Origin of the sequence: Streptomyces sp. NPDC015130 (assembly GCF_043080005.1) — a bacterium.
Taxonomy (GTDB): domain Bacteria; phylum Actinomycetota; class Actinomycetes; order Streptomycetales; family Streptomycetaceae; genus Streptomyces.
This window is the reverse complement of sequence record NZ_JBIBVC010000005.1, coordinates 298,383-310,436: the sequence shown is the minus strand read 5'-3', so window position 1 is coordinate 310,436 and position 12,054 is coordinate 298,383. Positions and strand designations below refer to the sequence as shown.

The 12,054-nt window shown below is 71.9% G+C and carries 11 protein-coding genes; 6 read left to right on the top strand and 5 right to left on the bottom strand.

Annotation, left to right across the window (positions count from 1 at the left end):
- Window positions 1–327, bottom strand: coding sequence for an SCO4225 family membrane protein (locus tag ACF08F_RS12835; protein ID WP_392298518.1), 327 nt, complete (start codon window positions 325–327; stop codon window positions 1–3).
- Between the two features lie 166 nt (window positions 328–493).
- On the bottom strand, window positions 494–928 hold the full coding sequence (locus ACF08F_RS12830) for a VOC family protein (RefSeq protein ID WP_392298728.1): 435 nt from the start codon (window positions 926–928) through the stop codon (window positions 494–496).
- A gap of 610 nt (window positions 929–1,538) precedes the next feature.
- Here ACF08F_RS12830 and ACF08F_RS12825 point away from each other — a divergent pair.
- The 3 genes from ACF08F_RS12825 to ACF08F_RS12815 all read left to right on the top strand — a co-directional run bounded on the left by ACF08F_RS12825 (window position 1,539) and on the right by ACF08F_RS12815 (window position 5,168).
- The gene (locus ACF08F_RS12825) at window positions 1,539–1,970 is read left to right on the top strand and encodes a hypothetical protein (RefSeq protein WP_392298517.1); all 432 of its coding nucleotides are present in this window, start codon (window positions 1,539–1,541) and stop codon (window positions 1,968–1,970) included.
- Window positions 1,971–2,106: 136 nt separating this feature from the next.
- Window positions 2,107–2,811, top strand: coding sequence for an ABC transporter ATP-binding protein (locus ACF08F_RS12820; RefSeq protein WP_392298516.1), 705 nt, complete (start codon window positions 2,107–2,109; stop codon window positions 2,809–2,811).
- Window positions 2,808–5,168, top strand: a complete 2,361-nt coding sequence (locus ACF08F_RS12815) for an ABC transporter permease (RefSeq protein ID WP_392298515.1) — start codon at window positions 2,808–2,810, stop codon at window positions 5,166–5,168. Before ACF08F_RS12820 ends, ACF08F_RS12815 begins: the two co-directional genes overlap by 4 nt.
- Window positions 5,169–5,183: 15 nt before the next feature.
- Here the strand turns inward: ACF08F_RS12815 and ACF08F_RS12810 are convergent, their stop codons facing one another.
- Window positions 5,184–7,592, bottom strand: coding sequence for an HAD-IC family P-type ATPase (locus ACF08F_RS12810; protein WP_392298514.1), 2,409 nt, complete (start codon window positions 7,590–7,592; stop codon window positions 5,184–5,186).
- Window positions 7,593–7,708: 116 nt separating this feature from the next.
- Window positions 7,709–8,017 carry a DUF2530 domain-containing protein gene (locus tag ACF08F_RS12805; protein ID WP_392298513.1) on the bottom strand — a complete coding sequence of 103 codons (309 nt, stop codon included), beginning with the start codon at window positions 8,015–8,017 and terminating at the stop codon, window positions 7,709–7,711.
- Window positions 8,018–8,193: 176 nt separating this feature from the next.
- Between ACF08F_RS12805 and ACF08F_RS12800 the strand changes: the two genes are divergently transcribed.
- Window positions 8,194–9,645, top strand: coding sequence for an NCS2 family permease (locus ACF08F_RS12800; RefSeq protein WP_392298512.1), 1,452 nt, complete (start codon window positions 8,194–8,196; stop codon window positions 9,643–9,645).
- Here ACF08F_RS12800 and ACF08F_RS12795 read toward each other — a convergent pair.
- Entirely contained in the window at window positions 9,615–9,881 is a 267-nt protein-coding gene (locus ACF08F_RS12795; RefSeq protein WP_392298511.1) for a hypothetical protein, read from the bottom strand. The genes ACF08F_RS12800 and ACF08F_RS12795 overlap by 31 nt on opposite strands.
- Window positions 9,882–10,082: 201 nt before the next feature.
- Here ACF08F_RS12795 and ACF08F_RS12790 point away from each other — a divergent pair, with 201 nt between their 5' ends.
- Both ACF08F_RS12790 and ACF08F_RS12785 read left to right on the top strand, forming a co-directional pair.
- Window positions 10,083–10,526 carry a MarR family winged helix-turn-helix transcriptional regulator gene (locus ACF08F_RS12790; protein ID WP_150267471.1) on the top strand — a complete coding sequence of 148 codons (444 nt, stop codon included), beginning with the start codon at window positions 10,083–10,085 and terminating at the stop codon, window positions 10,524–10,526.
- Between the two features lie 27 nt (window positions 10,527–10,553).
- On the top strand, window positions 10,554–11,891 hold the full coding sequence (locus ACF08F_RS12785; protein ID WP_392298510.1) for an MFS transporter: 1,338 nt from the start codon (window positions 10,554–10,556) through the stop codon (window positions 11,889–11,891).
- Window positions 11,892–12,054: the final 163 nt, after the last annotated feature.

Below are 12,054 nucleotides of genomic sequence, written 5' to 3'. Positions count from 1 at the left end.
TCAGGCGGTGAGGCCCTGCCGTGCCGGGTTCCCCCGAAGGGCCCGGTAGGCAAGGCCGAGGAGGAAGGCGTTGATCAGCGCGGAGAGGACCAGCGCCGTGTAGTGGTACGCGGTCGCCCAGCCCGAGAGACCGGTCATCGCGTCTGGCAGAAGCAGAAGCAGGCTGCTGGGCGCGGTGACCATGGCGAACCAGACGTCCGCGAAGGCCTGGCCCTCGGTCCACGGGCTGACCAGCAGGGGAAGCGAAGCCGCGACCGCCAGGTAGACGAGCGAGACGGGGTTGGCGAACGTGAGCCGGACGACTCCGCGGGGGCGGTTGTCTCGCATGGGTCGGTTCCTCCTGGACGGTTCGGTCGCGCCGCTTCGGCGCCGGGCCCATCGTCCGGCGGGGCCGACCCCTGGCACCTGAGTAGCGCTACTCAAACCGCGGTGGGGGCTTTCGCGTGGGGCCCTGGGTGATGCCGGGGCCCCACGCGCGTTTCGTTCCCCGCCCTCAGTCCAGGCAGAACTCGTTCCCCTCGGGGTCGCCCATCACGATGATCCCCTCGTCGATGCCGTCGGGTTCGAGCCGGTACAGCCGCTTGGCCCCGAGGGCCTCCAGCCGGGCGGCCTCCACCTCCAGCGCCTCCATCCGCGCGTCCCCCTTCAGCCCGGGGGCGGACCGCACGTCGAGATGCACCCGGTTCTTGACGGTCTTCCCTTCCGGGACCTTCTGGAAGAACACCCGCGGCCCCTTGCCGTCCGGGTCCGAGATGGCCGACCGGCTGTTGTGCTGCTCGGGCGGCACACCCCACGCCGTCAGAGCGGCGGCCCAGTCGGCGAAGCCCTCGGGCGGCGGCTGCACCTGGTACTCCAGCGCCTCCGCCCAGAAGGCGGCCAGCGCAGCCGGATCGGCACAATCGAACGTCACCTGAAATTCCTTGGCCATACCGCCATCCTCGCACCGCCCTCCGACAGTCCGCTCGCCGATTTCGCCGACGGCCCGCGTGGCCGGGGCGGGGGTGCCGGCGGGCCGCGGGGCATCGAGATTCCCGCCGACGCGCCCCGCTCCGGGGTGATCCGGGTGCGGTTCCGGCACGCCGACCGGTTCACGGTCGTCGGCAACCACCTCGCCCAGCACCCGTCCCTCTCCGCCGTGTCGATCGGGCTCGGTGTGTACATCCAGTCGCTGCCCGACGGCGCCGACGTCACCGTGAAGACCCTCACCAACCGCTTCACGGAAGGCGAGATCACCATCCGCCGCGCCCTCAACGAGCTGGTCGCGGAAGGCTACTTGGAGCGTCGGCGGGTGCCCCTCGGCGGTGGCCGGTTCGCCACGCGGACCCTGTCGTACGACAAGCCCGGCTGCGGCGGCTCACGGACCCGGCGGGCGCAGGCGCAGGCCCCGGCCGCGCCCGGGGGCGATCCCGACCCCGACCCTGATCAAGAGCCCGGCCCCGGCGTCGGGTCCGTACCGGCTCGCGCCGAGGACGGGGGGCCCGTACCGGCTCGCGCCGAGGACGGGGGCCCGTGCCGGCTCGCGCCCAGGACGGGGGCCCGTGCCGGCTCGCGCCCAGGAACAGGGGCCCGTACCCGTACGCGCCCTCCCCGCCCCGCCGCCCCCCGACCTCCCCGGCCCCGCCGCCGACCTGCTCGCCCGGCTGCGGACCGTCGACTCCCGGCTGCTGCTGCCCTGGCGGGAGGTCCTGCGGCTCGCGCCCGCCGTCGACGAGTGGCTGGCGCTCGACGCGACCCCGGCGCAGATCGTCCGTACGCTCACGGCGGCCCTGCCGCCCTCCCACGTACCCATCCACCACCCCGGCAGATTCCTGGAGTACCGCCTCTCCACCCTCCGCCCACCCCGCCTGCCCGCCGGACCGCCACCACCCTCGGCGGCCGACGGACTCGCGCCGCTGATGAACTGCGACGGGTGTGACCGGGCGATCCGCAGCAGTGACCCCGACGCCGTCTGTGTCGACTGCCGGGTGTGAGGCGGGTGATTACCGCGCCGTGAGCGGCGATATGACGGAAATTCACGGGATTCCTTGCCGAGCCCGTGCGGCGCTGCGAGCGTGACGAATTCCGTCCGCGCCACCGGGCGTGAGGCCGGCACGAGAGGGTGCGCGAGTGGGTTCGGAGCTTGATTCGGTAACCGCTGGTCCCGTTCTGGAGATCGAGGGGCTCACGCACTCCCTCGGCGCGCGGGAGTTGTTCCGCGGTCTGTCCCTCACGCTGCGGGCCGGTGAATCCGTCGCGGTGACCGGGCCCAGCGGGTCGGGGAAGAGCACGCTCCTGTCCTGCGTCCTGGGACTGGTCGAACCGGCGGCGGGCTCGGTGAGGGTCACCGGCACCGACATCGTCGGGCTGCGGCCCGCCCGTCTCGCCGAACTGCGCGCCCGGTCGTTGGGAATGGTCTTTCAGTTCGGGGAGCTGCTTCCCGAACTGAGCCCGCTGGACAACGTCGTCCTCGCCTCGCTCCTGGCCCGTGCCGGGCGCCGTGGCGCGCGGGACCGGGCGCAGCGGCTCCTCGACGAGCTCGGCGTGCCGCGGGCGGCGACGAGCGAGGAGCTGTCCGGTGGTGAGCGGCAGCGGACCGCGGTCGCCCGCGCCCTGATCAACGAGCCCGCCCTGCTGCTCGCCGACGAGCCGACCGGCGCCCTCGACACGGAAACCCGGGACCGTACCGCCGAGTTGCTCTTCGGCCTGCCCCGCCGGTACGCGTGCGGGCTGCTCGTCGTGACCCATGATCCGGGGATCGCCGCACGGGCCGACCGCCATCTGCGGCTGGAGGCGGGCACCTTGGTGCCGGCCCACTCCGGCGCCTCCGCATGACCGCCGTCAAGGACGCCCTGGTGCTCGCGCGCCGGCTCCTCGCCGTCGGACGTGTCGCCGGCCGGCGCACCGAGGCGGGAGGCGTGCGGTTCGTCGCGCTGTTCCTGGCGGCACTGGTCCTCGCGCTCGGCCTGGGGAGTCTCGTCGCCGTCCACGCCGTGTACGCGGGCAAGGAGGAGCGCCGGGCGGGCAGGGCCGCGTGGATGGCCGCGGAGGAGGGCGGGGCGCGGGCGGCCGACGTGACGGCCTGGCTCGTGCATTCCGACACGCTCGACGGCGAACGGTCCTTTCCCCTCGTGTACATGGCTCCGCACCGGGGGGACGCGCCGCTGCCTCCCGGGCTCGACCGCTGGCCCGAGCCGGGCGAGGTCTTCCTGTCGCCCGAACTCCGCAGGGCGGGCGCCGACGAGGGCATCGACCACCGCTACGGCCGACTGGCCGGGACGATCGGCGAGGAAGGACTGGACGAGCCGTCCGAATGGCTCGCCTACGTCCGTCCGCGCGACGGTCTGGCCGGGGAGCGGGACGCCGAGCTCGTCACCGGCTTCGGTCCGGCGGGGGCCGCACGCGCCGGATTCGACCGGGACGTGGGCTTCGGTCAGGGAAACGACAAGGACGAGTGGATGTTCCAGGCCGTCGTCTGCGGCCTCCTCGTCCTCCCGGCCGCCGTCCTGCTGGTCGTGGCGGCACGCACCGGCGCGCACACCAGGGACCGCAGGACCGCGCTCGTCACCGCACTCGGCGGCCGGCGCCGGGACCGCGCCCTGATCGCCGTCGGCGAGGCAGGGCCCGCGGCCGTGCTCGGCGCGGTGGCGGGCGCCGCGGTGATCGGCGCGGCCCTCGTGGGCGACGTACGCATCCCCTACACCGACTACCTCCTCTCCTCCTCGTACCTCCGGCACTTCGGCTGGACCGCCGCCGGCCTCGTACCCCTCGCGGCGCTTCTGCTGGTGTCGGCCGCCGTCGTGGTCGCGGACCTCGCGCCGCGCCGGGGCGCGTCCGGGACCCGGCCGCGCGGCACGTCCCGCGGCTCCTGGCTTCCCCGGCTGGCCGTGCTGTGCCCGGTGTGGATCCTCCTCGCGGCGTACGGCCCCGGGTTCGCGCCGGATCCCGTGTCGCGCATGGCCGCCAGCTGGACGGGCATCGCCGGGACGGTCCTGACCCTGCCCGCCGCGCTCGCGACCGTCACCGCCGGCGCCGGACGTCTGCTCACCCGCCGTGCCCGGGCGCACGACCTGCCCGGGACGCTGGTGGCGGGGCGTCGTGCGAGTGCGCACCCCGGTGCGACGGCCCGGCTCGTCTCCGGGATCTCGGTGGCGCTCATCGTGCTCATGCAGGCCGTCGCGTGGCAGGGGATCTTCGGCGGGCAGGCGGCCGAGGCGGGCCGAGCGGCCGACCGGATGGACCGCAGCGTCCTCAGTGTGGCTCCGCGCGGTGACGTGTCGGCGGCCGCCGTGGCCTCCTTCCTCGACGGCGCGGACGGCGCGGACGGTGCGGACGGTACGAACAGCGCGGACGGCGCGCACGGCGCGGACAGTGCAGTCGGGGCGGCCCGCCCGGGCCGTGCTCCCGGGACCGAGGCGGTGCTGCTGGCCCCCCGCAGCGGCTACCGCGGCGCCACCACGTCCGTGACCCTGGACGGCGACTGTCCCGCCCTGATCGCCCTGCGCCTCCCCTGTCCGGCTCGCGAGGCGCGCCTCGACGGGTTCCCGACGGGATCGGGCCTGGTCGAGCTGTTCCGGTGGACCCCGTACGAGGATGCGGCGCTGCTGATCCGACGCGCCGACGCCGGGACGCTGGCGGAACGCGCCGCCGCCTCCGCCGACGGCGAGGAGTCGAGGCTCGTCCTCGTACGGCCGGACGGGCAGCCCCTGTCCGTGCCCGTCCTCAAGCGGCTGTCGCACGAGGCGTTCCCGCGCGGCGCGGCCTTCTGGGGTCCGCAGGAGGGCGATCTCACCGCGGGCGCCGCCAACCGCGACCAGGGGCGGTGGAGCGTCCTGTTCGGGCTGGCCGGGATCGCGGTGCTCGCCGCGACCGCCGGGCTCGGCGCCGTGGCGGAGTTCCTTCGCCACGGGCGGGCGCTCGCGCCCCTGTCCGTGCTCACCGGCGGGCTGCGGGTCTTCCGTACGAGTGCGGCGTGGGCGGTCCTCGCCCCGCTGGCCCTCGCCGGAACGGCGGGTACCGGGGTCGCGGCCGTCCTCGCGGCGCCGATCACCGGCGGCGACGCGTCGCACATCACCGCAGGCGTGATCCTGTCGGCGACCGGCGTCGTCCTCGCCGTCAGCGTGCTCCTGTGGGTCTGGGCCTCGCATGTCGCCGTCCGGCAGGCCCGGTCGTGGCGACCCGGCGGTGACTGACCGCCCGGGCTGGCGTCAGGCCGGAAACCTCCGGGGCACCCAGCGGTACGCCACCTCCAGGAGGGCCGCGCCCACCGCGGCGATCGCGACCGCTGCCCAGGGCATCGTCGTGCCGACCAGTTTCAGGGCGAAGAAGTCCTGGAGCCAGGGGACGACGAGGACGAGGAGGAACGCGCCGGCCATCGTGGCGACCAGGGTGACGCGCCACCACGTGTAGGGGCGGGCGATGATCGCGAGGACCCACATGGAGACGAGGAAGAGCGTGAGGGTGGCCGCGCTGGTCTCCGCCTCCAGGGCGCCCTCGCCGCTGTAGTGGTGGCGGGCGAGGAGGTACGTGGTGAAGGTGGCCGCCGCCGCGATGACGCCGCCGGGGATCGCGTACCGCATCACCCGGCGGACGAAGTGCGGTTTCGCGCGTTCCTTGTTCGGGGCGAGCGCCAGGAAGAAGGCAGGGACGCCGATCGTGAGGGTGGAGAGCAGGGTGAGGTGGCGGGGGAGGAAGGGGTACTCCACCTGTGAGCAGACCACCAGGACGGCCAGGAGGACCGAGTAGACCGTCTTGGTGAGGAAGAGGGTCGCGACGCGTGTGATGTTGCCGATGACCCGGCGGCCCTCCGCCACCACCGACGGGAGCGTCGCGAAGCTGTTGTTCAGGAGCACGATCTGGGCCACCGCCCTCGTCGCCTCCGAGCCCGAGCCCATGGAGACGCCGATGTCGGCGTCCTTCAGGGCCAGGACGTCGTTGACGCCGTCGCCCGTCATCGCGACCGTGTGGCCGTGGGACTGGAGCGCGGCCACCATGTCCCGCTTCTGCTGCGGGGAGACCCGGCCGAAGACGCCGTTCGCGTCCAGGACCTTCGCCATCTCCTCCCGGTCGGCGGGGAGGGTGCGGGCGTCCACCGTGTTCTCGGCGCCGGGCATGTCGAGCTTCCCGGCCACGGCGCCGACCGAGACCGCGTTGTCACCGGAGATGATCTTCGTGGCGACGTTCTGGTCGGCGAAGTACGCGAGGGTGTCGGACGCGTCGGGGCGCAGCCGCTGCTCCAGGACGACGAGGGCCGTCGGGCGGGCGTCGGTGGCGACCCGGGGGGAGTCGAGCTCGTGCCTCGTACGGGCGAGGAGGAGGACCCGCAGGCCCTGCTCGTTGAGGTGGTCGATCTCGGCGAGGGTCGCGTCCCCGGCGGGGAGCAGGACGTCGGGGGCGCCGAGCAGCCAGGTCGAGTCCTCGCCGTTGCCCTCGCTGAACGCGGCGCCGCTGTACTTGCGTGCCGAGGAGAAGGGGAGCGACTCCGTGCAGCGCCAGTCCACCGAGTCCGGGTAGGCGTCGATGATCGCCTGGAGGGAGGCGTTCGGGCGGGGGTCGGACTCGCCGAGGGCGCCGAGCACCTTGCGTACGTACGTCTCGTCGCTGCCGTGGAGGGGGCGCAGCTCCGTGACGTCCATGCCGCCCTCGGTGAGTGTGCCCGTCTTGTCGAGGCAGACGACGTCGACGCGGGCCAGGCCCTCGATGGCGGGGAGCTCCTGGACGAGGCACTGTTTGCGGCCGAGGCGGATCACGCCGATCGCGAAGGCCACGGAGGTGAGGAGCACGAGGCCCTCGGGGATCATCGGGACGATGCCGCCGACCGTGCGGGCGATCGAGTTCTTGAGGTCGTTGTCCTTGACGACGAGCTGGCTGATGATCAGCCCGATCGCGGTCGGGACCATCATCCACGTCACGTACTTGAGGATCGTGGAGATGCCGCTGCGCAGCTCGGAGTGGACGAGGGTGAAGCGGGAGGCCTCCTCGGCGAGCTGGGCCGCGTAGGCCTCGCGGCCGACCTTGGTGGCGGTGAACGCGCCGCCGCCGGCGACGACGAACGAGCCGGACATCATCCGGTCGCCGGGTTTCTTCACCACCGGGTCGGCCTCGCCGGTGAGGAGTGACTCGTCGATCTCCAGGCTGTCGGCCTCGGCGACGACGCCGTCGACGACGACCTTGTCGCCGGGTCCCAGCTCGATGAGGTCGCCGAGGACGATCTCGGAGGTGGAGAGTTCGGCGGCGGTCCCGTCGCGGCGGACGGTCGGTTTCGCCTCGCCGATGACCGCGAGCCCGTCGAGGGTCTTCTTGGCGCGGAGCTCCTGGATGATGCCGATGCCGGTGTTGGCGATGATCACGAAGCCGAAGAGGCTGTCCTGGATCGGCGCGACGAAGAACATGATCACCCACAGCACGCCGATGATGGCGTTGAAGCGGGTGAAGACGTTCGCGCGGACGATGTCGACGGTGGAGCGGGAGCTGCGTACGGGTACGTCGTTGACCTCGCCGCGCGCGACCCGCTCGGCGACCTCGGCGGAGGTGAGCCCGGCCGGGCGGTGCACGACGGGTGGTTCCACCGCCTCGGTCTCGCTGCCGCCCGTGTCGATCTTCGCCCGCTGAGTCATGTTTTCGACGGTACGACCGGAATGGGTCGTTCACCTGCCGAGGAGGGAGAAGATCAGACCGGAGGAGGACCGAAAACGGTCGGAATCGTTCCCTGGTGCTACGCGGAAGGGTGCGGTCAGGGGGTGCGGGGCTCCGTGGTCCCCGTCCCGGCCGTGGCCGCCTCCGCCTCTGCCGCCTGCGCCGCCGCGTGCCGCTTCAGTGCCGCGTCCCTGCCCCGTACGTACCAGATGCCGATCAGGCCCAGGCCCGCTCCCGCGAGGCAGGTCCACACCCACCAGGTCAGGTCCCGGTCGTCGAACCAGCCGTAGAAGGGGACCTGGACGAGGAAGAGCACGAACCAGATGATCGTGCCGCCGGTGATGGTGGCGACGACCGGCCCTTCGAGGGGCTCGGGTGCCTCGTGCTTCGGTGTCCACTTCGCCATGGACCCAGTCTAGGTGGCAGGAATTCGCACCCACGCCTGGTCTACGCGCGGAGATGGACTCCCTCTCGTTCATGTGTTCATACTGAAACGGTTTGCCTCCGGCGCGTTTCTCTCGTGCGAACGTACGAACGCATGAACCGCCGAGCGAGGGCACGAGTCTCCCGATGAGGAACCCCATGAGCACCACGGCCACCGCCAAGGCCACGTCCCCCGAGCCCGCCGGTTCCCCGCAGCCGGACTCGGGCCTCGACCGCTTCTTCAGGATCTCGGAGCGCGGTTCGACCGTCGCCCGCGAGGTCCGGGGCGGCTTCGCCACCTTCTTCGCGATGGCCTACATCATCGTGCTGAACCCGATCATCCTCGGCAGTGCCAAGGACATGTACGGGAACCAGCTCGACAGCGGTCAGCTCGTCACGGCGACCGTCCTCACGGCCGCCTTCTCGACGCTCCTCATGGGCGTCATCGGCAACGTCCCGATCGCCCTCGCCGCCGGCCTCGGCGTCAACACGGTCGTCGCGCTCCAGCTCGCGCCCAAGATGTCCTGGCCCGACGCCATGGGCATGGTCGTCCTCGCCGGCGTCGTCGTGATGCTGCTCGTCGCGACCGGTCTGCGCGAGCGCGTCATGAACGCCGTCCCGGTCGGCCTGCGCAAGGGCATCGCGATCGGCATCGGCCTCTTCATCATGCTCATCGGCCTCGTCGACTCGGGCTTCGTCTCCCGCATCCCCGACGCCGCGCACACCACCGTCCCGCTCCAGCTGGGCGGCGACGGGCACCTCACCGGCTGGCCGGTCCTCGTCTTCGTCCTGGGCACCCTGCTCACCCTCGCCCTGATCATCCGCAAGGTGCCGGGCGCGATCCTCATCTCGATCGTCGTCATGACGATCGTCGCCATGGTGATCAACGCCGTCGCGACCGTCCCCTCCTGGGGCCTCACCACCCCGAAGTGGCCGGGCAACCCCGTCGCCTCCCCCGACTTCGGCCTGGTCGGCGAGGTCAGCCTCTTCGGCGGCTTCGAGAAGGTCGGTCTGCTGACCGGCGTCCTCTTCGTCTTCACCGTGCTGCTGTCCTGCTTCTTCGACGCGATGGGCACGATCCTCGGTGTCGGCGACGAGGCCAAGCTGATCGACAAGGACGGCAACTTCCCGGGCATCAACAAGGTCCTGCTCGTCGACGGCCTGGCCGTCGCCTCCGGCGGCGCGACCTCGTCCTCCGCCACCACCTGCTTCGTGGAGTCCACGGCGGGCGTCGGCGAGGGCGCGCGGACGGGCCTCGCCTCGGTCGTGACCGGCGGTCTCTTCTCGGTCGCGCTGTTCCTCACGCCACTCGCCACGATGGTCCCGTCCCAGGCGGCCACGCCCGCGCTGCTCGCGGTCGGCTTCCTCATCCTGGCGGGTTCGATCAAGGACATCGACTGGAGCGACTACACGATCGCGGTGCCGGCGTTCCTGGCGATGGTGATGATGCCGTTCACGTACTCGATCACGAACGGCATCGGCATCGGCTTCATCGCCTTCAGCGTGCTGCGCCTGGCGGCCGGTCGGGGCCGTGAGGTCCCGGTGGCCATGTACGTCGTGTCGGCGGTCTTCGTCTTCTACTACGCGATGCCGGCGCTCGGCCTCACGTGATCGCGGGGCGAGGCGGCCGCAGGGCCGGCCGCCTCGTCGTCGCCGGCCGTTCCGTCGGCCGCCCCGTAGAACCTCTCCGTCTCGTCGACGGCGGTCTTGAACCGCTCGTCGAAATCCTCGCGAATGAGCGTCCGGACGACATAGTCCTGGACGCTCATTCCTCTTTTCGCGGCGTGACTTCTGAGCCGGTCGAGCAGCTCACCGTCGATGCGCAGGCTGAGCACTGTCGATCCCATGCCGTTCAGGGTCGGGGCACCCGGTGGCTCTTTGCGTCACTTTCCGGATCCGACTCACTCGTTTGGGTGATACATGGATGCGGAAGCGTGATCCGGGCGCGTCCGGTTCACTCCGGATCGCCGGTGTGACGGCTGTGATCCGTGCGACGTCGGCGCGTTTCCGTTGGTATTTAGACAGAGTAATGAGTTAGGCTAACAAACATGCCAGACCTGTCCCACGGCACCGCCGACGACGCCGCGGCCGTGAACGCGCTCCGCTCCTCCGTCATGCGACTGAGCCGCCGGCTCAAGCACCAGCGGGTCGACGAGTCGCTGAGCCCGACCGAGATGTCGGTGCTCGGCACCCTGAAGCTCTGCGGTTCCGCCACCCCCGGTGAGCTGGCCCGCAAGGAGCACGTCCAGCCTCCGTCGATGACCCGCATCGTCGCGCTGCTCGAAGCCAAGGGACTGGTCCGGCTGGAGCCGCACCCCGACGACCGCCGCCAGAAGGTGGTCCGCCAGACCGAGCAGGCCGAGGCCATGCTCGAAGAGTCCCGCCGCAAGCGGAACGCCTGGCTGGCCACCCTCGCCGAGGGTCTGGACGAGGACGAATGGGCCAAGCTGCGCGCCGCCGCCCCCGTCCTGGAGAAGCTCGCCCATCTGTAGACCCGCAGCCGAGGAGGCGAACGCACTTTGAGTACGGGACCCGGAGCAGACTCCGCACCCGTCCATCAACCCACCCTCAAGACCCGTGGGCGGGGGGAAACCTTCTCCTCGCTCAGAATCCGCAACTACCGGCTGTTCTTCACCGGAGCGATCGTCTCCAACACCGGTACGTGGATGGCCCGCATCACCCAGGACTGGCTGGTCCTGAGCCTCACCGGCTCGGCCGCCGCCGTCGGCATCACCACCGCCCTGCAGTTCCTGCCGATGCTGCTCTTCGGCCTGTACGGCGGCGTCATAGCCGACCGCTACCCGAAGCGGAACCTGCTCCTCGTCAGCCAGGCGGCCCTCGGGCTCTGCGGCCTCGCGCTCGCCGTCCTCACGCTCTCCGGCTCCGTCCAGGTCTGGCACGTCTACCTGATCGCCTTCCTCCTCGGCATGGTGACCGTCGTCGACAACCCGGCCCGGCAGGCGTACGTCGCCGAGATGGTCGGCCCGAAGCACCTCCGCAACGCCGTCTCGCTCAACTCCGCGAACTTCCAGTCCGCGCGGCTCGTCGGCCCCGCCGTCGCCGGTGTGCTGATCGCCGGAGTCGGCAGCGGCTGGGCCTTCCTCCTCAACGGCCTGTCGTTCCTCGCCCCCCTCGTGAGCCTCCTGCTCATGCGGACGAGCGAGCTCCACAGGGTGGAGCGCGCCCCGCGCGGCAAGGGCCAGCTCCGGGAGGGCCTGCGGTACGTGGCCGGGCGCCCCGACCTGATCTGGCCGATCGTCCTCGTGGGCTTCATCGGCACCTTCGGGTTCAACTTCCCGATCTGGCTGACGGCCTTCTCGGAGGAGGTCTTCCACGTCGGCGCCGGTACGTACGGCTTCCTGAACACCCTGATGGCGGCCGGCTCCCTCGTGGGCGCCCTCGCCGCGGCGCGCCGGGGCTCGACCCGGCTGCGGATGCTGGTGATCGCGGCGGCGGTCTTCGGCGTGCTGGAGATCGCGGCGGCGCTGTCGCCGGCGTTCTGGCTGTTCGCGCTGCTGCTCGTGCCGATCGGCATGATCGGCCTCACGGTCAACATCACGGCGAACTCGGCCGTCCAGATGGCGACCGACCCGGCGATGCGGGGTCGTGTGATGAGCCTCTACATGATGGTCTTCGCGGGCGGCACGCCGATCGGAGCGCCGCTCCTCGGCTGGGTCACCGACACGTACGGCGCCCGCGTCGGCTTCGCGACGGGCGGCGTGATCTCGCTGGCGGCGGCGGGTGTCATCGGCCTGATCCTGGCGAGGGTCGGCGGCCTGCGCATGGCCTTCGGCTGGCGCCACGGCCACCCGCAGGTCCGCTTCGTGGCCCGCGAACGGCTGGCGACTGCGGCCTGACGGGCGGGGGCGGGGGCGGGGGCGGGGGCGGGGGATGAGCCTCCGCCTTTCCGGTCCGGGGCGGAGCCGGAAGCTCCGCCTTTCGGGGGCCGGGGCGGAGGCGTGACCTCCGCATTTCCGGAGTTTCTCCCTCCGCCCCGGACCTCCCCTCGGCCCCCGAATT